We start from the raw sequence: 23,622 nt of genomic DNA on the forward strand, positions 1-23,622 counted from the left end.
CGGTTCGAGTGCATCTCCGGCCCATACCGGATGGTGCCGTAACTCGCCGCAGTTGTTCGCAGTTGTCGCCTAACGCGGGAAATGTGAACGGGTGTGACGAGGGGAGCGGTACGTGGGCGGGACGACACTGGTGCAGCGCGAGCCGGTCGTGGCACCGGCTCCCGGCGAGGAGACCGCGGTCGCACCGCCGCCTCCCGCGCCGCCCGCCGGAATCGGGCCCCGCCGGGTGCGGCTGGTCTTCCTCGGGCTGATGCTGGCCCTGCTGCTGGCCGCCCTCGACCAGATGATCGTCGCCACCGCCCTGCCGAAGATCGTCGGCGAACTGCACGGCCTGGACAAGATGTCCTGGGCGATCACCTCGTACCTGCTCACCTCCACCATCGGCCTGCCGGTCTACGGCAAACTCGGCGACCTGGTCGGCCGCAAGGGCGTCTTCCAGTTCGCCATCGCCGTCTTCGTCCTCGGCTCGGCCCTCGCCGGCCGGGCCGGGACCATGGACCAGCTGATCGCCTTCCGCGCGGTCCAGGGCGTCGGCGCCGGCGGCCTCATGATCGGTGTGCAGGCGATCATCGCCGACATCGTGCCGCCCCGGGAGCGCGGCCGGTACATGGGCCTGATCGGCGCCGTCTTCGGCCTCGCCTCCGTCGCCGGACCGCTGCTCGGCGGCTACTTCACCGACCACCTCTCCTGGCGCTGGTGCTTCTACGTCAACGTCCCCTTCGGCCTGGTCACCCTGGCCGTCATCGCCGTCGTCCTCAAGCTCCCCAGACCGCGCACCCGCGGCCGGCTCGACGTCCTCGGCACCCTGCTGCTCGCCGCCGCCTCGACCTGCCTGGTCCTGCTCACCAGCTGGGGCGGCACCGAGTACGCCTGGGGCTCCCGGCAGATCCTCGGCCTCGGCGCCGGCGCCCTCCTCGCCACCGTCCTCTTCCTGGTCGCCGAGCGCTTCGCCGCCGAACCCCTGATCCCGCTGCGGCTGTTCCGCGACTCCGTGTTCGCCCTCAGCGGCCTGGTCGGCCTGGTGATCGGCGTCGCCCTGTTCGGCGCCGCCAGCTATCTGCCGACCTTCCTGCAAATGGTCGACGGCGCCAGCGCCACCGAGTCCGGGCTGCTGATGCTGCCGATGATGGCCGGGATCGTCGGCGCCTCCATCGTCGGCGGACAGCTCATCAGCCACACCGGCCGCTACAAGATCTACCCCGTGCTCGGCTGCGCCGTCGCCACCGTCGGCATGTGGCTGCTGTCCCGGCTTCAGACCGACACGCCCCGGCTGCACTACAGCGTCTGGATGGCCGTCCTCGGCGCCGGGATCGGCCTGGTCATGCCCGTCCTCGTCCTCGCCGTGCAGAACTCCGTCCGCCCCGCCGACCTCGGCACCGCCACCAGCGCCAACAACTACTTCCGGCAGATCGGCGGGAGCGTCGGCGCCGCCGTCTTCGGCACCCTCTTCGCCGACCGGCTCACCTCCTCGCTGCACAAGGAGCTGCCCCCGCGCGCGGGCACCGGACTGCCCGCCGCCGACTCGATCACCCCGCAGCTCGTCCACGCGCTGCCCCCGGCCCTGCGCGACGCCTACATCCGCGCCTACGCCGACGCGATGCCCCGGATCTTCCTCTACCTGGTCCCGGTGCTCGCCCTCGGCCTGCTCATCGCCTTCTTCCTCAAGGAGAAACCACTGGTGTCCCACAACACCGCCGAAACAGAGCCGCAGCCCGTGACCGCCTCGATCCCCGGTGCCCGGGCGCCCTACGCCGCCGGGGTCCCCGTCTGCGGCACCGTGCAGCACCCCGACGGCACCGTGGTGCCCCGCGCGGCCCTCACCCTCATCGACGTCGCCGGACAGCAGATCGGGCGGGGCGCCAGCGGCGACGACGGCCGGTACGCGCTCAGCACGCCCGGCTCCGGGTCGTACGTGCTGATCGCCGCCGCCGGCGGGCACCAGCCGCAGGCCGTCTCCGTCACCGTCGGCGAACGCCCCGTCGAACTCGACGTCGTCCTCGGCGGCGCCGGCCGCCTCGCCGGCAGCGTGCTCACCGCCGACGGCAGCCCCGTCCGCGACGCCGCCGTCACGCTCACCAACGTGCACGGCGAGGTCGTCGCGAGCACCCGCAGCGGGCGCGAGGGCGGCTACGTCATCACGGAACTGGTCGCGGGCGAGTACACCCTCGCCGCCAGCGCCCCCGCCTTCCGGCCCGCCGCGCTCCCGGTCAGCGTGCAGGCCTCCCGGGAGACCAGGCAGGACGTCGAACTCGCGGGCGGCGCCGTGCTGAGGGGCACCGTCCGGGCGAGCGGCGGACGCCCCGTGGAGGACGCCCGCGTGACCCTGCTCGACGCCGCCGGCAACGTCGTCGACACCCTCACCACCGGAGCCGACGGAACGTTCCGGTTCGTCGATCTCTCCTCCGGCGAGTACACCGTCATCGCCGCAGGTTACCCGCCGGTCGCCACGGTGTTGCAGGTCGCGGGGGGTGGCCGGACGGAACGCGATCTCCAACTGGGCCACGAGGACTGAGCGGGGCGCCCGCTCGCCGCGCCGGAGCGATCCGCCGGAACCAATTCCAGGATTGCCGCACATCGCGACCGGCGGCCGTCCTACCGTAGTGGCGGGCGGCACAGATCGTTTGCGGACAGCCGTGGGGAGAGAGGGCCTGGGCCATGGACCGTGGCAGCGAGCGGGACACAGCTCCCGGGCGCGGCATCGGCGACACCGCCGCGGGCCGGATTCCGCTGGCCGTGGTCGTCGTCGACCGGGCCGGACTGGTGTCCCACTGGAGCACCGGTGCGCGCCGCCTGTTCGGCGTGAGCCGCGAGGACGCCGTCGGACAGCCCGCGGCCGATCTGCTGCCCGTCTCCGGCGCCCTGCCGGAGGACCTTCAGGACGGCGCGATGCCCGACGCGTACGAGACGTACGACGGACCCGGCCCCGACCTGGAGACCTCGCTCGGCGGGCACACCGGCTACGCCACGGCCGGCCGCGCCCGCCTCTGCCCGCCCCCGCAGACGCCCGACGGCGAGCGGCTGGACGTGCTGTGGTGGGCCTACCCGCTGGTCGGCCCGGGTCCCGCCCGGCTGCTCGTGCTCGCCGCCGACGCCACCCGGCTGCGCGACGAACGCGGCTACGACGACGAGACCGCCGAACGCATCGCGCCCGGCTTCGCCCGCCACACCGAACTGCCCGCCTCCGACCAACTCGAACGGCGGCTGCCCGAGATCCTGCCCAACATGGGTCCGGGACTCAGCGCCCGCATCGTCGCGCAGGTCCTCGAACTCGGCTATCCGGTCCTGGAGTTCAGCCAGTACGAGCGGGTGCCCGTGACCCCGTACTGGGGCGTGCCCCGCCGCCCCGGGCGCACCCGCGCCGAAGAAGCCGTCGTACCGCAGCAGCGGGCCGTGGCCGTGGTCCCGGCCGGCGCCGAACAGGACCTGGAGTACGCCGCCGTCCGCGAGCGGCTGGAGTTCCTCAACGAGGTCAGCTCCCGCATCGGCTCCTCCCTGGACCTCGGCGAGACCATCCGCGAGGTCACCAGCGCCGCCGTGCCCCGGTTCGCGGACTTCGCCGGCACCCATCTGCGCGCCGCGGTGCTGGCCGGCGAAGGCTTCCCGGACGGCCCGCCGGACGCCAGCACCGTGATGTTCCGCGTCTGGGTGGAGCACAACGACGAACCGGGCCGCTGGGACGACACCGTGCCCGTCGGCGAGGCCTTCGCCTTCCCCGAGCACACCCCCTTCTACAAGTGCATGGTCACCGGCGGGCCGGTGCTCATCCCGAGGGTCACCGAGGAACTGTCCGAGCGCATCTCCGGCGAGTTCGAGAAGCGCGACCTGCGACCCCTCATCGGCGGCCGGTCACTGCTCATCGTCCCGCTCAAGGCGCGCAACGTCGTCCTCGGCTTCATGGTGCTGATGCGCCGCCCCGACCGGCCGCAGTTCGACGACATGGACCGCACCACCGGCGCCGAACTCGCCGCCCGCGCGGGCCTGGTGCTCGACAACGCCCGTATGTACACCTACCAGGAGAACGTCGCCGACACCCTCCAGGACAGCATGCTGCCGCAGGTCACCCCGCGGATGGCCGGCTGCGACATCGCCACCCGCTATCTGCCCGGCACCCGGCTCGGCCGGATCGGCGGCGACTGGTTCGACACCATCAAACTGCCCGGCTCCCGCACCGCCCTCGTGGTCGGCGACGTCATGGGCCACGGCCTCAACTCGGCCGCGATGATGGGCCAGCTGCGCACCGCCGTGCAGACCATGGCCGCGATGGAGACCCCGCCCACCCAACTGCTGCGCAACCTGGACGACCTGGCCCGCAGGCTCGGCGACACCTACCTCGCCACCTGCCTGTACGCCGTGTACGACCCGATCCGCGGCGACCTCACCCTCGCCAACGCCGGCCACATCCCGCCCGTGCTGGTCCGCGCCGAGGACGGCCGCAGCGAGCTCCTCGAACTGCCCACCGGCGCCCCGATCGGCGTCGGCGGCGTCCCCTTCGAGGTCACGCGCGTCAAGGTCGCGCCCGGCGACCGGCTGGTGCTGTGCACCGACGGCCTGGTCGAGGTGCGCGGCTCCGACATCGGCGAGGGCCTCGCCGCGCTCTGCGAGTCCGCCGCCCACCCCGCGGCCTCCATGGACGACGCCTGCGACACGATCATCCGCGCCCTGAACACCCGCGGCGGACGCAAGGACGACGTCGCCCTGCTCATGGCCCGCCTCAACGGCATCCCCGACGAGCACGTCGCCGAGTGGCGGCTCGACGCCGACCCGCGCGAGGTGGCCCGGGCCCGCCGCCTGGTCCGCGAACGGCTCCTGGAGTGGGGCCTGCCGCAGGCCGTGGAGACGGCCGAGCTACTGGTCAGCGAGGTCGTCACCAACGCCGTCCGGCACGCGGAGAGCGACCGGATCGGACTGCGGGTGGTCCGCACGGACGCGCTGCTGTTCGAGGTCACCGACGACGAACCCGCCCTGCCCGCCATGCTGAGCGCCGGCCCCCACGACGAGTCGGGCCGTGGCCTGCGCGTGGTCAGCCGGCTGGCCCGGGAATGGGGCGCCAGCGCCAGCGGACACCGCAAGACCGTCTGGTTCGAGCAGGCCGTCACCAGCGGTCACTGACGTCGGACGCGGTGCGAGGACCGCGCCGCCCGGAGCGACCACGGGCCGTCCATCTCGTGAAGGTGACCACCTGACCCTTGCCCTGCTCCCGGTCCCCACGATATTCCGATCACGGAACCGACCCGTGGGGAGATCATATGAACGTCTCGGAGAACTACCGCAACGCGTGGGAGAGTTACTGGCGTGAGACCTCCGACGGCCGGGGCCAGGCGATCTGGGACGCCGACCCCTCCCTGAGCGCCGCACCGCACAGCGACCTGCTCCTGCCCCACGCCGACACCGGCCGGACGATCGTCGACCTCGGCTGCGGCAACGGCACCCAGACCCGCTACCTGGCCACCCGCTTCGCCCGCGCCGTCGGCGTCGACCTCTCGCACGCCGCCGTCGAGCACGCCCGCCGCGCCGCGAACGGCGGCCCCGTCGAGTTCCAGCAGCTCGACCTCACCGACACCGACGCCGTCCGCGCCCTGCACCAGCGGCTCGGCGACAGCCATGTCTACATGCGGGCCGTCATCCACCAGAGCGAACCGGCCGCGCGCCCCGCGGTGGCCGCCGCCGTCGCCGAACTCATCGGCACCGAAGGCCGCGCCTTCGTGGTCGAGCTCACCTCCGGCTCCCGCGACGTCCTCCGGCGGGCGGCGTCCGAGCCGGGCGGCCCGGGACCCAAGCTCCAGCGCGTCTTCCACCACGGCCTCAAGCCCGCCGACGCCCCCGACGAGGAGATCCCGCAGCTGCTCGTCAAGGCCGGTCTCACCGTCCTGGCCGAGGGCGGGACGACACTGCCGCAGACCGAGCACCTCGCGGACGGCACCCGCATCGACCTGCCGGCCCGCTGGTTCGTCCTCGCCGGAGCCTGACCGGACCCGGGATCGCTTCCCCGGGCGAGGTCGTAGCCTGTCCGCCGCTCGACGCGTAACGTGACGGACCATGAAGATCCTCATCAGTGCCGACATGGAGGGTGCCACGGGCGTCACCTGGCCCGCCGACGTGCTGCCGGGGACGCCGCAGTGGGAGCGGTGCCGGTCGATGTTCACCTCGGACGTGAACGCCGCCGTGGAGGGCTTCTTCGACGGCGGCGCCGACCAGGTGCTCGTCAACGAGGCCCACTGGACCATGCGCAACCTCCTCCTGGAGCGCCTCGACGAGCGGGTCGAGATGCTCACCGGCCGGCACAAGGCGCTGTCCATGGTGGAGGGCGTCCAGCACGGTGACGTCGACGGCATCGCGTTCGTCGGCTACCACGCGGGCGCCGGCATGGAGGGCGTCCTCGCCCACACCTACCTGGCCAACCAGATCACCGGGGTGTGGCTGAACGACGTCCGTGCCAGCGAGGGTCTGCTCAACGCGCGCGTCGTCGCCGAGTACGGCGTCCCCGTCGTCCTCGTCACCGGCGACGACGTGGCCTGCGAGGACGCCCTCGGCTACGCGCCCGAGGCGCTGAAGGTCGCCGTCAAGGACCATGTGTCGCGGTACGCGGCCGTCTGCCGGACCCCGTCCCGGACCGCGGCCGACATCCGCGCGGCGGCCAAGGAGGCCGCGCGGCTGGCGGTCCGTCAGGAACCGGTGGACGCCGGGCCGTTCACGGTCACCGTCGAGTTCGACGCCGAACACCTCGCGATGGCCGCGACCGTCGTGCCCGGCGTGGCGCGGACCGGGGAGCGCAAGGTGGCGTACACCAGCGCCACGATGTACGAGGGGATCAGGACGTTCAAGGCGGTCACCACGATCGTCTCTGCCGCCGTGGAGGAGCAGTATGGCTGACCAGCAGGCCGACGAACTGGCCCTGGCCGAGGTCGTGGAGTTCACCTCCGGCCTGATCCGCATCGACACCACCAACCGGGGCGGCGGGGACTGCCGGGAGCGCCCCGCCGCCGAGTACGCGGCCGAGCGGCTGGCGGGGGCGGGCCTGGACCCGCTGCTGCTGGAGCGCACCCCGGGCCGCACCAACGTGGTCGCCCGGATCGAGGGCACCGACCCGTCCGCCGACGCGCTTCTGGTGCACGGGCATCTCGACGTGGTGCCGGCCGAGGCCGCCGGCTGGACCGTGCACCCGTTCTCCGGCGAGGTCCGCGACGGCGTGGTGTGGGGGCGGGGCGCCGTCGACATGAAGAACATGGACGCGATGATCCTGGCCGTGGTCCGGTTCTGGGCCCGGCAGGGCCTACGGCCCCGCCGGGACATCGTCCTCGCGTTCACCGCCGACGAGGAGGCCAGCGCCGAGGACGGCTCCGGGTTCCTCGCCGACCGGCACCCCGAACTCTTCGAGGGCTGCACGGAGGGCATCAGCGAGTCGGGCGCCTTCACCTTCCACGACGGGTCCGGGCGGGAGATCTACCCGATCGCCGCGGGGGAGCGGGGCACCGCCTGGCTGAAGCTCACCGCGCGGGGCCGGGCCGGGCACGGCTCCAAGGTGAACAGGGAGAACGCGGTGACCCGGCTGGCCGCCGCCGTCACCCGCATCGGCGAGCACGAGTGGCCGCTCCGGCTCACGCCCACCGTACGGGCCGCCCTCACCGAGCTCGCCGCGCTGTACGGCATCGACCCCGACTTCACCGACGTGGACCGGCTGCTGGAGAAGCTCGGCCCGGCCGCCAAGCTCGTCGAGTCGACCGTCCGCAACAGCGCCAACCCGACCATGCTGGACGCCGGTTACAAGCTCAACGTCATCCCGGGCGAAGCGGTCGCCCACGTGGACGGGCGCTGTCTGCCCGGCGCGGAGGAGGAGTTCACCGCCACGCTGGACGAGCTGACGGGGCCGGACGTCGACTGGGAGTTCGCGCATCGCGAAGTGGCCCTCCAGGCACCGGTGGACGCGCCGGTGTTCGCGAGGATGCGGGCCGCGGTGGAGGAGTTCGCGCCGGGCGGGCACGTGGTGCCGTACTGCATGTCGGGCGGCACGGACGCCAAGCAGTTCTCCCGGCTCGGCATCACCGGCTACGGCTTCGCCCCGCTGAAGCTGCCCGTGGACCTCGACTACCAGGCGCTGTTCCACGGCGTGGACGAGCGGGTGCCCGTGGAGGCGCTGCACTTCGGGGTCCGCGTCCTGGACCGGTTCCTGCGGACGGCCTAGAGAATGGGGGAGCGGATGCGCAGCGCGCCGTACGGATCGTGGCCCTCGCCGATCGACGCGGCCCTCGCCGCCGCGCACGACGGGCGGCCGGACTGGGTGGGGTTCGTCGGGGACGAGGTCTGGTGGACCGAGCCCCGGCCAGCCGAGGGCGGCCGGCGGGCCCTGGTGCGGCGGCGGGCCGAAGGGGGCGAGGAGTCGGTACTGCCCGCGCCGTGGAACGTGCGCAGCCGGGTCATCGAGTACGGCGGCCGGCCCTGGACCGGGGCGGTCCACGACGGCCGGCCGCTGATCGTCTTCGTGCACTTCGCCGACCAGCGGCTGTACCGGTACGAGCCCGGCGGCGAGCCCGCCCCGCTCACCCCCGTCTCCCCGGTGGGCGGCGGCCTGCGCTGGGCGGAGCCCCGGATCGACCTCGCCCGCGGTGAGGTGTGGTGCGTGCTGGAGGAGTCCACCGGGGACGGCCCCGACGACATACGGCGGGTGCAGGCCGCCGTACCGCTGGACGGTTCGGCCGCCGGCGACCGCGCCGCCGTCCGCGAGCTGATCGAGCCCCGGCACCGGTTCGTCACCGGGGCCCGGCTCTCCCCGGACGGCCGGCGGGCCGCCTGGCTGGCCTGGGACCACCCACGGATGCCGTGGGACGGGACGGAGCTGCTGGTCACCGACGTGGCGGAGGACGGCCGACTGACAAACGCGCGGACCGTCGCCGGCGGCCCGGACGAGGCCGTCGCCCAGGTCGAGTGGTCGGCGGACGGCGGCCTGCTGTACGTGAGCGACCGCAGCGGCTGGTGGAACCTCTACCGCGACGGCACCCCCCTGTGCCCGCGCGAGGAGGAGTTCGGCGGGCCGCTGTGGCAGCTCGGGCTGCGCTGGTTCGCGCCATTGGACAACGGTCTGCTCGCGGTCGTGCACGGCCGGGGGCCGGCCGCGCTCGGGATACTGGACCCGGAGTCCGGCGAGATCGTCGACGCCGTCGGGCCGTGGACGGAGTGCGCCGCCGGCCTCGCCACCCACGGCACACGCGTCGTCACGGTCGCCGCCGGCCCCCGCACCGCCTACGAAGTGGTCGAACTGGACACCGCCACCGGCCGCGCCCGGGCGATCGGATCCCCGCACCGGGACCCCGTCGACCCCGCCTACTACCCCGAGCCGCGGACCCGCACCTTCACCGGCCCCGACGGCCGCGAGGTGCACGCCCACCTCTACCCGCCGCACCACCCCGCCCGCACCGCCCCCGACGGCGAACTGCCGCCGTACGTCATCTGGGCGCACGGCGGCCCCACCAGCCGGGTGCCACTCGTACTGGACCTGGAGATCGCCTACTTCACCTCGCGGGGCATCGGGGTCGCCGAGGTGAACTACGGCGGCTCCACCGGGTACGGCCGGGCCTACCGGGAGCGGCTGCGCGAACAGTGGGGCGTGGTCGACGTCGAGGACTGCGCGGCCGTCGCCCGGGCCCTCGCCGACGAGGGCACCGCCGACCCCGCCCGGCTGGCGATCCGGGGCGGCAGCGCGGGCGGCTGGACCACCGCCGCCTCCCTGGCCACGACCGACGTCTACGCCTGCGGCACCGTCATCTACCCGGTGCTCGACCTCGCCACCTGGGGCCCCGGCGAGACCCACGACTTCGAGTCCCGCTACCTGGAGTCGCTGATCGGCCCGCGCGCCGAGGTGGCCGCCCGGTACGCCGAACGCTCGCCGGCCACGCACGCCGACCGGCTCACCGCGCCGTTCCTGCTGCTCCAGGGCCTGGACGACGTCATCTGCCCGCCCGCCCAGTGCGAACGCTTCCTCGCCCGGATCGCGGGCCGGGGCGTGCCGCACGCCTACCTCACCTTCGCGGGGGAGGGGCACGGGTTCCGGCGGGCCGACACCATGGTCCGCGCCCTGGAAGCCGAACTGTCCCTGTACTCCCAGGTGTTCGGGCTGGACCCGACACCGCCGGTGCCGAAGGTGGAGCTGAACCCGTGAAGGAACTCCTGCGACCGCGCCGACTGGCCCCGGGCGCGCGGGTCGCCGTCGTCGCCACCAGCGGACCGGTGCCCGAAGAGCGGCTCCAGGCGGGCCTCGACGTGCTGCGCGGCTGGGACCTCGACCCGGTGGTCGGACCCCATGTCCTGGACCGGCACCCCGAGTTCGGCTACCTGGCCGGCACGGACGCCGACCGCGCCGCCGACCTCCAGAACGCCTGGTGCGACCCCACCGTGGACGCCGTGCTGTGCGCCCGCGGCGGCTACGGCGCGCAGCGCATGGTCGACCTGCTCGACTGGGACGCGCTGCGGGCGGCCGGGCCCAAGGTCTTCGTCGGGTTCAGCGATCTCACCGTCCTGCACGAGGCCTTCGCGACGCGCCTGGGCCTGGCCACCCTGCACGGGCCGATGGCGGCCGGCATCGACTTCATCAAGAACGCGCGGGCCCAGGAGCACCTGCGGGCCACGCTGTTCGCCCCCGAGACCGTCCGCACGATCGCCTCCGGCGGTACGGCCCTCGTCCCCGGCCGGGCCCGGGGCGTCACCCTCGGCGGCTGCCTGTCCCTGCTCGCCGCCGAACTCGGCACCCCGCACGCGCGGCCCTCCGCGCGCGGCGGACTGCTCTGCCTGGAGGACGTGGGCGAGGAGACGTACCGGCTGGACCGGTACCTCACCCAGTTGCTGCGCTCCGGCTGGCTGGAGGGGGTGCGCGGGGTACTGCTCGGTTCCTGGGAGGGCTGCGCGGACTACGCCGGGCTGCGGCCCCTGCTGGCCGACCGGCTCGGCGATCTCGGGGTCCCGGTGGCGGAGAACGTCGGATTCGGCCACGGCGAAGGGGCGTTGACGATGCCGCTCGGCGTCGCGGCCACGCTGGACGCGGAGGCGGGCACGCTGACGCTGGACGAGCCGGCGCTGCGCTGACGCGGAGGCCGGCCGGAGGAGCCGGCGCCGCGCGGACGCCGTAGGCTGGCCGGATGTCGCACCCGCCGTCCCGCCCCCTCGCCGAGGGCCCGCGCGTCGCCCTGCGCCCCTTCACCCTCGCCGACGGCCCCGAGTTCACCGCACGGGCCCGGGAGAGCAAGGACCTGCACCGGCCCTGGCTGTTCCCGCCGGACACCGACGAGGCGTACGCCGACTACGCCGGCCGGCTCATCGAGGACCCGGCGCGGGCCGGCTTCCTGGTGTGCGAGAAGGACAGCGGGGCCATCGCCGGCTTCATCAACATCAACAACATCGTGCGCGGCGGCTTCCAGTCCGGCGCCCTCGGCTACGGCGTCTTCGCGCACGCGGCCGGGCGGGGCCTGATGCGCGAAGGGCTGGAGCTGGTGATCGGGTACGCGTTCGGGCCGCTCGGCCTGCACCGGCTGGAGATCAACGCCCAGCCGGGCAACGCGGCCTCCCTCGCCCTCGCCCGGGGCGCCGGGTTCCGGCGGGAGGGGTTCTCACCCGACATGATCTACGTCGACGGGGCCTGGCGCGATCACGAACGCTGGGCGCTCACCACCGAGATGCGCGACTGAGCGGGTTCAGCCCCGCTGGTCCACGTACTCGAAGACCGAGCCGTCCGGGTGCACCGCCAGCAGGTTCCGGCCCACCGGCGTCGGTACCGGCCCCGCGACGATCGTGGCGCCCAGCCCGGTCAGCAGCCGGTGGGCCTCGTCCACGTCCTTCACCGCGATCGTCGCCGTCACCTTGCGCAGGATCTCCAGCTCCGACTCGGGACCGCTCATCAGCAGGAAGGAACCGACCGCGGCGACCTGGACGCCGCCGCGCTGGAAGCGCAGGGCGGTGCCGCCCGACAGGCGCTCGTAGAAGGGGATCGCGGCTTCGAGGTCGTCGACGCAGATGCGCAGCGAGGCGCCCAGAATCTCCATGCGCCCGAGCCTAGTTGGGGCCGCCGGGCGCGCGCAGGCCCCCCGGGCGTTACCCGCTGTGTCCGGCGGGTACCCGCAGGGTATGGACCGTTTGGATCACCTGGAACATCTGGACAAGCACCTCGTCGAAGAGCTGGCACAGGTGGCACGCGAGACGGTACGCGACGAGCTGCGCGAGCAGTCCCGCACACAGCGCCGCACCGCCATGCTCTACGCGGCGTCGGGTACCGCCGCCCTGTACGCGGGCGGCGCGGTGGCCCTGGCCGTGGGCCTGGCCCTGGCGATCGGCCTGCCCGGCTGGGCCGCGGCACTGATCACCGCCGCGCTCCTGGGCGCGGTGGCCTGCTTCCTCCGCGGCGCCGCCCACTCCGGGCACGGACCCCACGCCCCGCACCGTGTGGTCGGCGGCACCCCGCCGCCCGCCCCGCCGGGAGGTCTGGGCATGCCGTACCCGCCGATGCCGGAGACTCCCCCGATGCCGCAGACACCGCCGGACGCACCTCACCGCGGGGCCTGACGGCGAGGGGGTGGGGCCGGCGGCCCCACCCCGCTCCCCATCAGCCGAGTTGCGGCAGCACCTTCGTCCGGTAGAAGTCGAAGAACCCCCGCTGGTCCGGGCCGATCTGGTTCACGTACACCCGGTCGAACCCGGCGTCGGCGAACGCCTTCAGCGCCGAGACGTGCTCGTCCACGTCGTCCCCGCACACCGACTTCTCCCGCACCATGTCCTCGGTGACCAGCTCGTGCAGCTGCTCGAAGTGCCGCGGCGAGGGCAGCACCTGCCCCATCTCGCCGGGCAGCAGCTCGTTGTACCAGAGCCGGTGCACCGTACGGACGCACTCGTCGCGGTCGGTGCCGTAGCAGACCTTCGTGCCGCCGCTGACCAGCTTGGCCCCGCCACCGCCCTTGCGGAACCGGGTGACCATCTCCTCCTCCGGCATCATCGTGATGTAGCCGTCGCCCACGCGGGCGGCCAGCGAGGTCGCCTTCGGGCCGAAGCCGGAGATGTCGATCGGGACGGGCTCCTCGGGGACGGTGTAGAGGCGGGCGTTCTCCACGGTGTAGTGGGTGCCGTGGTGGTTGACCTCCTCGCCGGTGAAGAGCCGGCGCATCACCTGGATCGCCTCCTCCAGCATCTCCAGGCGCACGTGCGACGGCGGCCACGGGTCGCCGAGGATGTGCTCGTTCAGCGCCTCGCCGGTGCCGAGGCCGAGCCGGAAGCGGCCCTGTGTCATCACCGCGCTCGTCGCCGCGGCCTGCGCCACGACCGCCGGGTGCATCCGCACGGTCGGACACGTGACCGCGGTCTCGATGGGCAGCGACACCGCCTCCGACAGCGCTCCGATCACCGACCACACGAACGCGCTCTGTCCCTGCGCGTCGTTCCACGGGTGGTAGTGGTCGGAGATCCACAGCGCCTGGAAACCGGCCTGCTCGGCCATCCGGGCCTGTTCGACGAGGGCTGCGGGGTCGTGCTCCTCGCTCGCCAGGAAATAGCCGTACTCGGGCATGGGGGAACCTCCGCGCGGGCGAAGCTGGTGGGGTGATCCGGACGCGGCCCGGGTAACCGGGGCCGACAGCGCGAAACGCGGGTACGGCGGTGCGCGGTGGGCCCCGGTGTGCGGCGCGGCGGCGTTCGGGTACTCCGACCGGCGTCCGGGTGACCGGCCCGGCGTTTGGGTGCCCCGGCCCCGGTTACGCGGAAGACCTCGGACGAGCCACACCGCCGGAGGCGCACCGTGAGCCGACCTCGCGTCCTGATCGTCGGCGCCGGTTTCGCCGGGTACCGGGCTGCGCGCACCCTGGCCCGGCTGACCCGCGACCGGGCCGACATCACTGTGCTGAACCCGACCGACTACTTTCTGTACCTGCCGCTGCTGCCGCAGGTCGCCGCCGGGGTCCTGGAGGCCCGCCGGGTCACCGTGTCGCTGCCCGGCACGCTGCGCGGGGTGCGCCTGGTGCTCGGCGAGGCGGACGGTGTCGACCTGGACGCGCGGACCGTGCGCTACGTCGACCCCGAGGGCGCTGCGGGCACCCTCGGCTACGACCGGCTGGTGCTGGCCGTCGGCAGCGTCAACAAGCTGCTGCCGATCCCCGGTGTCGCCGAGCACGCGCACGGCTTCCGTGGGCTGCCGGAGGCGCTGTACCTGCGCGACCACGTGACCCGGCAGGTGGAACTCGCCGCCGCCGAGGAGGACACGAAGAGCTGCGCCGCCCGGTGCACCTTCGTGGTGGTCGGCGCCGGCTACACGGGCACCGAGGTGGCCGCCCACCTCCAGATGCTCACCGACCGCCTGGTCCGCCGGCACCCGCTGCCCGGCGGGCTGCGCCCCCGCTGGCTCCTGCTGGACGTGGCGCCGCGCGTGCTGCCGGAACTGGACGAGCGGCTGTCCCGCACGGCCGACCGGGTGCTGCGGGCGCGGGGCGTCGACGTGCGGATGGGCACGTCGGTGAAGGAGGCCACCCGGGACGGGGTGCTGCTCACCGACGGGGAGTTCGTCCCGTCCCGGACGCTGGTGTGGTGCGTGGGCGTACGGCCGGATCCGCTGGTGGAGGCCGTCCGGCAGCCACTGGAGCACGGCCGGCTGATCGTCGACCCCTATCTCCGGATGCCGGGCCGGTCCGACGTGTTCGCCTGCGGGGACGCGGCTGCCGTGCCCGACCTGGAGCGTCCGGGGGCGTTCACGCCCATGACGGCCCAGCACGCCTGGCGGCAGGGCCGCGTGGCCGGGGAGAACGTGGCCGGCTCGCTCGGCCTCGGCCGGCGCCGGCGCCCCTACCGCCACCGGGACCTGGGCTTCGCCGTCGACCTCGGCGGGGTCCGGGCCGCCGCCAACCCGTTCGGCATCCCGCTGTCCGGCCCGGCGGCCGGTGCCGTCACCCGCGGCTACCACCTGGCGGCGCTGCCCGGCAACCGCGTCCGGGTCACCGCCGACTGGCTGCTGGACGCCGTACTCCCGCTTCAGGGCGTCCAGTTGGGCCTGGTGCGCGCCTGGTCGGTCCCGCTGGACACGGCCTCACCCGAACTGGCGCGGGTACCGGGCGGCCCGGAGCGGCCGGCCGTACAGGCAGGAGACGAACTCATGACCCACAAGCCGAGGCCCGAGGAACCGGTGAAGCCACAGCCGTGCGGCGAGCCCGCGAAGAACCAGCCCGGCGGTGAACCCGCGAAGAACCAGCCCGGCGGGGAACCCGCCAGGAACCAGCCCGGCGGTGAGTCCGCCGGTGCCGGCCGGGACCATCCGGCCCCCGGCCCCGTCAAGCGCACGGACCCCGCCGATCCCGCGGACCGCGCGAACGAACCCGACTGACCGCGACGGGCGCGACCGAGCGCCACCGAGCGCGGCCGAGTGCAAGGAGACCGAGGAGACTCATGAACACCGACGAACTGGCCGAACTGGGGCAGCAGTTGCGCGTGGACAGCGTGCGGGCGTCCGCCGCCGCGGGATCCGGGCACCCCACGTCCTCGATGTCCGCCGCCGATCTGCTGGCCGTCCTGCTCGCGAACCACATGCGCTACGACTTCGAGCGCCCCGAGCATCCCGCGAACGACCGCTTCGTGCTGTCCAAGGGACACGCCTCACCGCTGCTGTACGCCGCGTACAAGGCGGTCGGCGCGATCGAGGACGGCGAGCTGGTCACCTTCCGCAAGCTCGGCAGCCGGCTGGAGGGTCACCCGACGCCCCGGCGGCTGCCCTGGGTGGAGACGGCCACCGGCTCGCTCGGCCAGGGCCTGCCGGTCGGGGTCGGCATCGCGCTCGCCGGGAAACGGCTGGACCGCACCGACTACCGCGTGTGGGTGCTGTGCGGCGACAGCGAGCTGGCGGAGGGCTCGGTGTGGGAGGCCGCCGAACACGCCGGCCACGAGAACCTGGACAACCTCGTCGCCGTCGTGGACGTCAACCGGCTCGGCCAGCGCGGCCCCACCCGGCACGGCCACGACCTGGACGCCTACGCCCGCCGGTTCCAGGCCTTCGACTGGCACACCATCGAGATCGACGGCCATGACGTCGACGCGATCGACCGGGCCTACGGGGAGGCGCTGTCCACCACCGGCCAGCCCACCGTGATCCTCGCCCGCACCCTCAAGGGCAAGGGCGTGGCCGCCGTCGAGGACCGCGAGGGCCTGCACGGCAAGCCGCTGCCCGAGGCCGAGGAGGCCATCGCCGAACTCGGCGGACCGCGCTCGCTGCACGTCTGCGTGGCCGAGCCGCACGCCGCCGCCGCGCTGCGCTCGCGCACCACCGAGGTGGTCCAGCTACCGCGCTTCGAGCAGGGCGACGAGGCCGCGACGAGGGACGCCTTCGGCAAGGCCCTCGCCGCGCTCGGCACGGCCCGCGGTGACGTCGTCGCCCTGGACGGCGAGGTCGGCGACTCCACCCGTACCGAGGAGTTCGGCAAGGCGCACCCCGACCGGTTCTTCGAGTGCTACATCGCCGAACAGCAGCTCGTCGCCACCGCCGTCGGCATGGCCACGCGCGGCTGGGTGCCGTACGCCGCCACGTTCGCCGCGTTCCTGACCCGCGCCCACGACTTCGTGCGCATGGCGTCCATCAGCGGCTCCGGGATCAACCTGGTCGGCTCGCACGCGGGCGTCGCGATCGGGCAGGACGGGCCGTCCCAGATGGGTCTGGAGGACCTGGCGATGTTCCGGTCCGTGTACGGCTCGACGGTGCTGTACCCGTGCGACGCCAACCAGACCGCCCGGCTGGTCGCGGCCATGGCCGGCCTGGACGGCATCCGCTACCTGCGCACCTCCCGCGGCAAGACGCCGGTGATCTACGGCCCCGACGAGGAGTTCCCGGTCGGCGGCAGCAAGACGCTGCGCTCCAGTGAGGAGGACCGGCTGACCGTCGTGGCGGCCGGGGTGACCGTGCCCGAGGCGCTGGCCGCCGCCGACCGGCTCGCCGCGGACGGCATCCGGGTCCGGGTGATCGACCTGTACTCGGTCAAGCCCGTCGACGCCGAGACCCTGCACCGGGCCGCCGAGGAGACCGGCTGCCTGCTCACGGTGGAGGACCACCACCCGGAGGGCGGCCTCGGCGACGCCGTCGCGGAGGTGTTCGGCGACGGCAGGCCGGTGCCCCGCCTGGTCCGGCTCGCCGTGCGCACCATGCCGGGCTCGGCCGCGCCCGACGAGCAGCTGTACGCGGCCGGCATCGACGCCCTGGGCATCGCGGCGGCGGCCAGGATGCTGGTCGAGGAGGCGGTCGTGCGATGAGCCGCGACGACGCGCGGACCATGCGCGCGGGCCGCCGCACGGTGGAGATCAAGCGGCCGGGGAAGGTGCTCTTCCCCGGCGGCGAGGGTGCGAAGGAGTACACCAAGGGCGACCTCGCCGACTACTACCGGTCCGTCGCGCCGTACCTGCTGCCGCACCTGCGGGGCCGTCCGCTGATGCTGGAACGCTATCCGGACGGCCTAGACGGCCAGCGGTTCATGCAGAAGAACACCCCGGAGCACTACCCGGAGTGGATCACCCGGGCCGAGGTCGCCAAGGAGGGCGGCACAGTCACGCACGTCGTCTGCGACGACACCGCGACCCTCCTGTACCTCGCCGACCAGGCCTGCCTCACCCTGCACCGCTGGCTCTCGCGCACCGGCCGGGCCGGCGGCCTCGACCACCCCGACCGGCTGGTCTTCGACCTCGATCCGCCCGGGGACGACTTCGGCGCCGTCCGCGAGGCCGCCGCCTGGCTGCGCGAGCTGCTGGACGAACTCGGCCTGCCCGCCGCCCCGATGACCACGGGCTCGCGCGGACTGCACCTCGTCGTCCCGCTCGACGGCCGCCAGGACTTCGACGCCGTACGGGAGTTCGCCCACGACGTCGCCGAACTCGCCGCCGCACGGCACCCGGACCGGCTCACCACCGCCGCCCGCAAACAGGACCGCGGCGACCGCCTCTACCTCGACGTGCAGCGCAACGCGTACGCCCAGACCGCCGTCGCGCCCTTCACCGTCCGCGCCCGCCCCGGCGCCCCGGTCGCCGTCCCCCTCACCTGGGAGCAGCTCGACGACCCCGGGCTGGACGCGCGCCGCTGGACCATCGCCGACGCCGTCGACCAGGCCCGTACCGACCCGTGGGCCGGGCTGCCGGCCCGGGGGCGCTCCCTGGGCCCCGCCCGGCGCCGCCTCGCCGACATGTGCCCCTGAAGGTTTGGCCTAGGAATGAGGGGCCACCCGCAGGAAGAGGTGGCCATGTCGAACACACACAGCACATCACCGTCACAGAATTCACAGAAATCCCAGAAATCGGAGGACGCCGAGCAGACGCACGACACCACGCAGAACGAGACGGAGGACCGGCGGCCGACCCTCATGGAGGTGCTGCGCGAGGCGCGCAGCCAGCTCGCCGAACTGACGGGACTCGTCCCGGAGACCGTGTCCTCCTTCGAGCAGACCGAGGACGGCTGGTCGCTGGAGGTCGAGGTGATGGAACTCGCACGGGTCCCGGACACCATGAGCCTGATGGCGAGCTACCAGGTCGACCTGGACCCCGAGGGTCAGCTCACCGGCTACCGGCGCGTTCGCCGATACGAGCGCGGGCGGGCCGACGCACGCCGCGGCGGCTAGGCCCCCGCGTCCGGCGGCCACGCGGCCCGCGTGGCGCCGCACACCCATCATTCTCACGAGGAGGAGCGGCTGGCATGACCGTTGTTCCGGCACAGCAGTCCGGCGGAGGAGGCGGCACCAGTGGCCTCTACGACGTCCTGGAACTGGTTCTCGACCGGGGTCTCGTCATCGACGCGTTCGTACGGGTCTCCCTGGTCGGCATCGAAATCCTGAAGATCGACGTCCGGGTCGTCGTGGCCAGCGTCGACACCTATCTGCGCTTCGCCGAGGCGTGCAACCGCCTCGACCTGGAGGCAGGGCCTCACCGGGCCCCCGGACTGCCCGATCTCGTCGGCGAGATCACCGAGAGCGGGGCCCGCGGCAAGTCCAAGGGCGCGCTGTCCGGCGCCGCGCAGACCATCTCCGACGCGTTCAAGCAGGCCCGGGAGGAAGGCGAGGCCGAGCCCCGGCGCCCCCGTAAGACCGCGGCCCGCCGGAAGGAGGAGGACGAGTGAGCACCTACGTCTACGGCATCACCGCGCGCTCGCACCCGGCGCTCCCCGAGGGGATGACCGGCGTGGGCGAACCGCCGCTCCCCGTTCGGGTCCTCACGGCGGGAGAGCTCGCGGCCGTCGTCAGCGACGCCCCGGAGGGCCTGCGCCCCAAGCGCCGGGACCTCCTCGCGCACCAGAACGTGCTCGCCGAGGCGGGCGCGGCCGGCTGTGTGCTGCCCATGCGCTTCGGCAGCGTCTCCCCCGACGACGACACCGTCACGTCGGTGCTGGCCGAACGGGCCGAGCACTACCTGGAGCGGCTGCGCGAGCTGGACGGCAAGGTCGAGTACAACGTCAAGGCCACCCACATCGAGGAGGCCGTGCTGCACCGCGTGATGGCCGAGAACGCGCAGGTCCGCGCCCTCGCCGAGGCCAACCGGCGGGCGGGTGGCGGCAGCTACGACGACCGGATCCGCCTCGGTGAGATGGTCGCCGGCGCCGTCAAGGCCAAGGAGGCAGAGGACGCCGCCGAGGTGCAGCGCCTGCTCCAGCCGTGCGCCGCGGCGGTCAGCGTGGGCCCGGAGTCCACCGGCTGGCTGCTCAACGTCTCGTTCCTGGTGTCCCGGGAGTCGGCCGAGGACTTCCTGGCCGCGGCCGAGCGGGTGCGCAAGGACCATGCCCATCTGGAGCTGCGGGTCAACGGCCCGCTGCCGCCGTACAGCTTCGTCGAACCCGGCCCGACCGCGCCCGCGGGCGCCACGGCCGGCGCCGACGCCGGAGCGTCGTAACGGCCGGGGCCCGGACGGAAGGAGGAGACCCGTGGGACTGATCTCGGAGGTGCTGCTGCTGCCCTTCGCACCGGCGCGCGGCAGCGCGTGGGCGATTCGGCAGGTGCTCCGGGAGGCGGAGCGGATCTACTACGACCCGGCCACCGTCCGGGCCGAGCTGGCCCGCCTGGAGGAGCAGCTTCAGGCGGGCGAGATCACCGAGGAGGAGTTCGACCGGCGCGAGGACGAGCTGCTCGACCGGCTGGAGATCGCCCTGCATCACGGCGACACGACAGGCAATGGGACGTGACCATGAACCGAACCGCACTGGGCCTCGCCGTAGGGGCCGGATATCTGCTCGGACGCACCAAGAAGCTGAAGATGGCGCTCGCGATCGGCTCCGCCGTGGCCGGAAAGAAGCTCAATCTCAGCCCGAAGATGCTCGCGGAGTTGGTGAACCAGCAGCTGAAGAACAATCCGCAGTTCAAGGAGATCGGCGACCAGCTGCGCCAGGACCTGCGCGGCGTCGGCAAGGCCGCCTCCGGTGCGATGGTCGAGCGGCAGATGAACTCGCTCGCCGACCGGCTGCACGGTCGTACGTCGCAGGTACGCGAGCAGCTGTCCGGAGTCGTGCCGACCGGCTCCGACGAGGAGCGGGAAGAGAGCGAGGACGAGGAGCAGGAGGAACAGGAGGAGACGCGGGGTGAGACACCCTCCAGCGGGGAGGACCGGGGTGACGCGGTCGAGGCGCCCCGGAAGCGGACGGGCAAGAAGCCGGTGAAGAAGGCTCCGGCGAAGAAGGCTCCCGGTGGGACGGCAGCCGACAAGGCCCCGGCCAAGAAGACCGCGGCCAAGAAGACGGACGCGGCACGCGAGACGGCCGCGAAGAAGACGGCCGCGGTCGGCGGTGCCGCCCGGAGCGCCGTCTCCCGGCAGTCGAAGGGCGGCGATGACCGATGACCGAGACCCTCGGAAGAGCGACCTCCAAGGCCGGACAGGCCACGGGTGGTATAGCGGCCCCGTTGGCCGGCCTCGCCCACAGCGAGGCAGCCGGCCGGCTGAAGGAAGAGGCCCAGGAGTATCTGAGCGCACAGGGCCAGCGGATGCTGGTCGGGCTCGGCCGCAAGCTGGGCCAGACCACCGGCAAGCTGAACGACATCGCCGAGGGCAAGAGCCCGGGCTTCGCCAAACTGGCGCTGGAGGGCGGGCGCAAGCTCGCCCAGGGCAAGGGACCGCTGCGCTCCGCGCTGGAGCTGGGCGCTTCCCACGCCAAGGACAAGGTGCTCGGCACCTTGCGCGGCCTCGGCGGCAGCAAGGGCAAGAAGGGCGGCGCGGGCAAGAAGCCCACCGTCATCATCGAGTCTGTCGACGTCGGTGTACCGCTGCGCACCGCCTACGACCAGTGGACCCAGTACCAGTCCTTCTCCGCCTTCGCCAAGGGCGTCAAGAGCGCCAACCGCGCCGACGACACCCACTCCGACTGGCAGGCGAAGATCTTCTGGTCCAGTCGCAGCTGGAAGGCGAAGACGACCGAGCAGATCCCCGACTACCGCATCCAGTGGACCTCGGAGGGCGCCAAGGGCACCACCAAGGGCGTGGTCTCCTTCCACCGGCTGGAGGAGAACCTCACCCGGGTCCTGCTGGTCATCGAGTACTACCCCACCGGCCTTTTCGAGAAGACCGGCAACATCTGGCGCGCCCAGGGCCGCCGGGCCAGGCTGGACCTGAAGAACTTCGCCCGCTTCATCACCCTCAAGGGAGAGGCGGAGGACAGCTGGCGCGGCGAGATCCGCGACGGCGAGGTGGTCCGCAGCCACGAGGACGCCCTCGCGGAGGAAGAGGAGTCCCGGGCAGAGGGCGAAGAGGGAGAAGAGGGAGAAGAGCAGGAAGAGGGCGAGGAGCCTGAGGACCGGGAGGGCCCGGAAGAAGGGGAAGAGGAGGAAGAGGAGGAAGAGGAGCCCTACGAGGACGAGTACGAGGGCGAGGCCGAGGAAGGCGCCGAGGAAGGCGACGAGGACTCGTACGAGAACGAGGCCGAGGAGCCCGTGGAAGGCGAGGAGGACGAGGAAGGCGAGGAAGACGAGGACGAGTACGAGGAAGAGGAAGAGGAGCCTGAGTTCGCCGAGCGCGGGAGCCGTCGATGACGACACCCAGCCGCTTTCCCGAGCCCTATGGCCAGGGCTCGGGGGCGAACCTCGCCGACATCCTGGAACGTGTGCTCGACAAGGGTGTCGTCATCGCGGGGGACATCAGGATCAACCTGCTCGACATCGAACTGCTCACCGTCAAGCTCCGCCTCATCGTCGCCTCGGTCGACAAGGCCAAGGAGATGGGCATCGACTGGTGGGAGAGCGACCCGGCCCTCTCCTCCCGGGCCCGCCGCGACGAGCTCACCCGGGAGAACGCCGAGCTGCGAGAACGGCTCGCCCGGCTGGAGGAACTGGAGCTGGGCCGCGCCCCGAAGGAGGCACCATGACGACCGGACTGCGGTACGTGTACGCCGTCTGCCGCCCCTTCGGTACGCCCCTGCAAGCCGAGCTGCGGGGCGTCGGCGGCGCCCCGCCGGCGTTGCTGCACCACCACGGGCTGGTCGCGGTGGTCAGCACGGTCCCGGAGGCCGACTTCCGCGAGGAGGCGCTGAAGGCCCACCTGGAGGACCTCGACTGGCTGGCCGCGACCGCCCGCGCCCACCAGGGCGTGGTCGACGCGCTCACCACGGTCACCACCCCGCTGCCGCTGCGGCTCGCGACCGTCTTCCGCGACGACAGCGCCGTCCGCATGATGATCGAGGCCCGTGAGGAGGACTTCGGGCGCCTGCTCGACCGGCTGCACGGCCGCGTGGAGTGGGGCGTGAAGGTGTATCTGGAACCCGAGCCGGAGCCTGCCGAGCCCGAGCCCGCCGCGGCGGCGCGGCCGGCCAGTGGGCGGGACTACCTGCGCCGACGGCGGCAGCAGAGCCACGCGCAGGAGGAGAAGTGGCAGCAGGCCGAGCGGTTCGCCCACTCCCTGCACGAGCGCCTCGCCGAGCGCGCCGAGAACTTCCGGATGCATCCCCCGCAGAATTCCGCGCTCTCCGGAACGCCGGGACGCAATGTGCTCAACGCGGCCTATCTGGTGCCCCGGGCGCATTCCGAGGAATTCGTGGAACTGGTCGACCGGACCAAGGACGAGGCGCCCGGAATCCGGGTGGAACTCACCGGTCCGTGGGCCGCTTACTCATTTTCCGGTGAGGAATCGGGAGCGGAACCGAGTGTGGAATCGGGGGAGGCGCGGTGACCGTAGTCGAACGCCGCGAGATCGCGCTGGTGGACCTCCTGGACCGGCTGCTGGCCGGCGGGGTCGTCATCACCGGCGACATCACCTTGCGCATCGCGGACGTCGATCTCGTCCGCATCGACCTGAACGCGCTGATCAGTTCCGTGAACCAGCAGGTCCCGTCGCCCTTCGAGGAGCTCCTATGACCGCGCGGCAGCGCCGCAAACGGCTCGACCTGGAACCCGACACGGTCGAACGCGACCTGGTGAAACTCGTGCTCACGGTGGTGGAGTTGCTGCGCCAGCTGATGGAGCGGCAGGCCGTGCGCCGCTTCGACACCGGTGAGCTGACCGAGGAGCAGGAGGAGCGGATCGGGCTCACCCTGATGCTCCTGGAGGAGCGGATGGCCGAGCTGCGGGACCGGTACGGACTGCGGCCCGAGGACCTCAACCTGGACCTCGGGCCGCTCGGACCGCTGCTTCCGCGCGACGGACACTAGTGCGGCGGATCGCCGGACACCGGCGCGGCGGA

General features: G+C 73.0%; 24 protein-coding genes. 22 read left to right on the plus strand and 2 right to left on the minus strand.

Translation table 11 applies throughout. The features are described from left to right. The first annotated feature begins 112 nt into the window (after positions 1-112). The 8 genes from IE294_RS16640 to IE294_RS16675 all read left to right on the plus strand — a co-directional run bounded on the left by IE294_RS16640 (position 113) and on the right by IE294_RS16675 (position 11,669). A complete protein-coding gene (locus tag IE294_RS16640; protein ID WP_189886757.1) occupies positions 113-2,512 on the plus strand; it encodes an MFS transporter in 2,400 nt (799 codons plus the stop codon). Positions 2,513-2,655: 143 nt separating this feature from the next. Then, positions 2,656-5,109, plus strand: coding sequence for an ATP-binding SpoIIE family protein phosphatase (locus IE294_RS16645; protein WP_189886760.1), 2,454 nt, complete (start codon positions 2,656-2,658; stop codon positions 5,107-5,109). Positions 5,110-5,246: 137 nt separating this feature from the next. Further along, entirely contained in the window at positions 5,247-5,966 is a 720-nt protein-coding gene (locus IE294_RS16650) for a class I SAM-dependent methyltransferase (RefSeq protein WP_189886762.1), read from the plus strand. Between the two features lie 70 nt (positions 5,967-6,036). Further along, on the plus strand, positions 6,037-6,870 hold the full coding sequence (locus IE294_RS16655; RefSeq protein ID WP_189886764.1) for a M55 family metallopeptidase: 834 nt from the start codon (positions 6,037-6,039) through the stop codon (positions 6,868-6,870). Continuing rightward, positions 6,863-8,179 carry a M20/M25/M40 family metallo-hydrolase gene (locus tag IE294_RS16660; protein WP_189886766.1) on the plus strand — a complete coding sequence of 439 codons (1,317 nt, stop codon included), beginning with the start codon at positions 6,863-6,865 and terminating at the stop codon, positions 8,177-8,179. Before IE294_RS16655 ends, IE294_RS16660 begins: the two co-directional genes overlap by 8 nt. A 3-nt stretch (positions 8,180-8,182) precedes the next feature. Continuing rightward, positions 8,183-10,150, plus strand: coding sequence for a S9 family peptidase (locus IE294_RS16665; protein WP_189886768.1), 1,968 nt, complete (start codon positions 8,183-8,185; stop codon positions 10,148-10,150). After that, a complete protein-coding gene (locus IE294_RS16670; RefSeq protein ID WP_189886770.1) occupies positions 10,147-11,070 on the plus strand; it encodes a S66 peptidase family protein in 924 nt (307 codons plus the stop codon). The genes IE294_RS16665 and IE294_RS16670 overlap by 4 nt, the downstream gene beginning before the upstream one ends. A 53-nt stretch (positions 11,071-11,123) precedes the next feature. After that, positions 11,124-11,669, plus strand: coding sequence for a GNAT family N-acetyltransferase (locus IE294_RS16675; RefSeq protein WP_189886772.1), 546 nt, complete (start codon positions 11,124-11,126; stop codon positions 11,667-11,669). 6 nt (positions 11,670-11,675) lie between these two features. Here IE294_RS16675 and IE294_RS16680 read toward each other — a convergent pair whose 3' ends face one another. Then, positions 11,676-12,023, minus strand: a complete 348-nt coding sequence (locus IE294_RS16680) for a VOC family protein (RefSeq protein ID WP_189886775.1) — start codon at positions 12,021-12,023, stop codon at positions 11,676-11,678. An 82-nt stretch (positions 12,024-12,105) separates the two neighbouring features. On the opposite strand from IE294_RS16680, the gene IE294_RS16685 reads away from it, so the two are divergent. After that, a complete protein-coding gene (locus IE294_RS16685; RefSeq protein WP_189886777.1) occupies positions 12,106-12,540 on the plus strand; it encodes a phage holin family protein in 435 nt (144 codons plus the stop codon). A gap of 40 nt (positions 12,541-12,580) precedes the next feature. On the opposite strand, the gene IE294_RS16690 is transcribed toward IE294_RS16685, so the two are convergent. Next, entirely contained in the window at positions 12,581-13,534 is a 954-nt protein-coding gene (locus IE294_RS16690) for an LLM class F420-dependent oxidoreductase (RefSeq protein ID WP_189886779.1), read from the minus strand. Between the two features lie 228 nt (positions 13,535-13,762). On the opposite strand from IE294_RS16690, the gene IE294_RS16695 reads away from it, so the two are divergent. The 13 genes from IE294_RS16695 (at position 13,763) to IE294_RS16755 (ending at position 23,590) form a co-directional block, all read left to right on the plus strand. Continuing rightward, positions 13,763-15,334, plus strand: a complete 1,572-nt coding sequence (locus IE294_RS16695) for an FAD-dependent oxidoreductase (RefSeq protein WP_189886781.1) — start codon at positions 13,763-13,765, stop codon at positions 15,332-15,334. A 62-nt stretch (positions 15,335-15,396) separates the two neighbouring features. Continuing rightward, on the plus strand, positions 15,397-17,244 hold the full coding sequence (locus IE294_RS16700; protein WP_189886783.1) for a transketolase: 1,848 nt from the start codon (positions 15,397-15,399) through the stop codon (positions 17,242-17,244). Next, positions 17,241-18,176, plus strand: a complete 936-nt coding sequence (ligD, locus tag IE294_RS16705) for a non-homologous end-joining DNA ligase (protein ID WP_189886785.1) — start codon at positions 17,241-17,243, stop codon at positions 18,174-18,176. Before IE294_RS16700 ends, ligD begins: the two co-directional genes overlap by 4 nt. 45 nt (positions 18,177-18,221) lie before the next feature. Further along, positions 18,222-18,596: a gas vesicle protein GvpO gene (locus IE294_RS16710; protein ID WP_189886787.1), complete on the plus strand. Its 375-nt coding sequence runs from the start codon at positions 18,222-18,224 to the stop codon at positions 18,594-18,596. 74 nt (positions 18,597-18,670) lie between these two features. Continuing rightward, the gene (locus tag IE294_RS16715; protein ID WP_189886789.1) at positions 18,671-19,090 is read left to right on the plus strand and encodes a gas vesicle structural protein GvpA; all 420 of its coding nucleotides are present in this window, start codon (positions 18,671-18,673) and stop codon (positions 19,088-19,090) included. Next, the gene (locus tag IE294_RS16720; protein WP_189886791.1) at positions 19,087-19,857 is read left to right on the plus strand and encodes a GvpL/GvpF family gas vesicle protein; all 771 of its coding nucleotides are present in this window, start codon (positions 19,087-19,089) and stop codon (positions 19,855-19,857) included. Before IE294_RS16715 ends, IE294_RS16720 begins: the two co-directional genes overlap by 4 nt. Before the next feature lie 31 nt (positions 19,858-19,888). Continuing rightward, positions 19,889-20,146, plus strand: coding sequence for a gas vesicle protein GvpG (locus IE294_RS16725; RefSeq protein WP_189815898.1), 258 nt, complete (start codon positions 19,889-19,891; stop codon positions 20,144-20,146). Between the two features lie 2 nt (positions 20,147-20,148). After that, entirely contained in the window at positions 20,149-20,796 is a 648-nt protein-coding gene (locus IE294_RS16730) for a DNA primase (RefSeq protein WP_189886792.1), read from the plus strand. Then, the gene (locus IE294_RS16735) at positions 20,793-21,980 is read left to right on the plus strand and encodes an SRPBCC family protein (protein ID WP_189886793.1); all 1,188 of its coding nucleotides are present in this window, start codon (positions 20,793-20,795) and stop codon (positions 21,978-21,980) included. Before IE294_RS16730 ends, IE294_RS16735 begins: the two co-directional genes overlap by 4 nt. After that, positions 21,977-22,312: a gas vesicle protein gene (locus IE294_RS16740; RefSeq protein ID WP_014676015.1), complete on the plus strand. Its 336-nt coding sequence runs from the start codon at positions 21,977-21,979 to the stop codon at positions 22,310-22,312. The genes IE294_RS16735 and IE294_RS16740 overlap by 4 nt, the downstream gene beginning before the upstream one ends. Then, positions 22,309-23,112, plus strand: a complete 804-nt coding sequence (locus IE294_RS16745; protein WP_189886794.1) for a GvpL/GvpF family gas vesicle protein — start codon at positions 22,309-22,311, stop codon at positions 23,110-23,112. Before IE294_RS16740 ends, IE294_RS16745 begins: the two co-directional genes overlap by 4 nt. Continuing rightward, on the plus strand, positions 23,109-23,297 hold the full coding sequence (locus IE294_RS16750) for a gas vesicle protein (protein ID WP_014676017.1): 189 nt from the start codon (positions 23,109-23,111) through the stop codon (positions 23,295-23,297). Before IE294_RS16745 ends, IE294_RS16750 begins: the two co-directional genes overlap by 4 nt. Then, positions 23,294-23,590, plus strand: coding sequence for a gas vesicle protein K (locus tag IE294_RS16755; RefSeq protein ID WP_171151115.1), 297 nt, complete (start codon positions 23,294-23,296; stop codon positions 23,588-23,590). The genes IE294_RS16750 and IE294_RS16755 overlap by 4 nt, the downstream gene beginning before the upstream one ends. The last annotated feature ends 32 nt before the right edge of the window (positions 23,591-23,622 follow it).

It is taken from the genome of Streptomyces canarius (assembly GCF_014650735.1).
Lineage (GTDB): Bacteria > Actinomycetota > Actinomycetes > Streptomycetales > Streptomycetaceae > Streptomyces > Streptomyces olivaceoviridis.

What these genes read in the sequence shown, in the direction of transcription:
- IE294_RS16645 (WP_189886760.1), top strand. Translation starts at nt 2,656, where the DNA reads ATGGACCGTGGCAGCGAGCGGGACACAGCTCCCGGGCGCGGCATCGGC.
- IE294_RS16650 (WP_189886762.1), top strand. Translation starts at nt 5,247, where the DNA reads ATGAACGTCTCGGAGAACTACCGCAACGCGTGGGAGAGTTACTGGCGT.
- IE294_RS16655 (WP_189886764.1), top strand. Translation starts at nt 6,037, where the DNA reads ATGAAGATCCTCATCAGTGCCGACATGGAGGGTGCCACGGGCGTCACC.
- IE294_RS16660 (WP_189886766.1), top strand. Translation starts at nt 6,863, where the DNA reads ATGGCTGACCAGCAGGCCGACGAACTGGCCCTGGCCGAGGTCGTGGAG.
- IE294_RS16665 (WP_189886768.1), top strand. Translation starts at nt 8,183, where the DNA reads ATGGGGGAGCGGATGCGCAGCGCGCCGTACGGATCGTGGCCCTCGCCG.
- IE294_RS16675 (WP_189886772.1), top strand. Translation starts at nt 11,124, where the DNA reads ATGTCGCACCCGCCGTCCCGCCCCCTCGCCGAGGGCCCGCGCGTCGCC.
- IE294_RS16680 (WP_189886775.1), bottom strand. Translation starts at nt 12,023, where the DNA reads ATGGAGATTCTGGGCGCCTCGCTGCGCATCTGCGTCGACGACCTCGAA.
- IE294_RS16685 (WP_189886777.1), top strand. Translation starts at nt 12,106, where the DNA reads ATGGACCGTTTGGATCACCTGGAACATCTGGACAAGCACCTCGTCGAA.
- IE294_RS16690 (WP_189886779.1), bottom strand. Translation starts at nt 13,534, where the DNA reads ATGCCCGAGTACGGCTATTTCCTGGCGAGCGAGGAGCACGACCCCGCA.
- IE294_RS16700 (WP_189886783.1), top strand. Translation starts at nt 15,397, where the DNA reads ATGAACACCGACGAACTGGCCGAACTGGGGCAGCAGTTGCGCGTGGAC.
- ligD (WP_189886785.1), top strand. Translation starts at nt 17,241, where the DNA reads ATGAGCCGCGACGACGCGCGGACCATGCGCGCGGGCCGCCGCACGGTG.
- IE294_RS16710 (WP_189886787.1), top strand. Translation starts at nt 18,222, where the DNA reads ATGTCGAACACACACAGCACATCACCGTCACAGAATTCACAGAAATCC.
- IE294_RS16715 (WP_189886789.1), top strand. Translation starts at nt 18,671, where the DNA reads ATGACCGTTGTTCCGGCACAGCAGTCCGGCGGAGGAGGCGGCACCAGT.
- IE294_RS16730 (WP_189886792.1), top strand. Translation starts at nt 20,149, where the DNA reads ATGAACCGAACCGCACTGGGCCTCGCCGTAGGGGCCGGATATCTGCTC.
- IE294_RS16735 (WP_189886793.1), top strand. Translation starts at nt 20,793, where the DNA reads ATGACCGAGACCCTCGGAAGAGCGACCTCCAAGGCCGGACAGGCCACG.
- IE294_RS16740 (WP_014676015.1), top strand. Translation starts at nt 21,977, where the DNA reads ATGACGACACCCAGCCGCTTTCCCGAGCCCTATGGCCAGGGCTCGGGG.
- IE294_RS16745 (WP_189886794.1), top strand. Translation starts at nt 22,309, where the DNA reads ATGACGACCGGACTGCGGTACGTGTACGCCGTCTGCCGCCCCTTCGGT.
- IE294_RS16755 (WP_171151115.1), top strand. Translation starts at nt 23,294, where the DNA reads ATGACCGCGCGGCAGCGCCGCAAACGGCTCGACCTGGAACCCGACACG.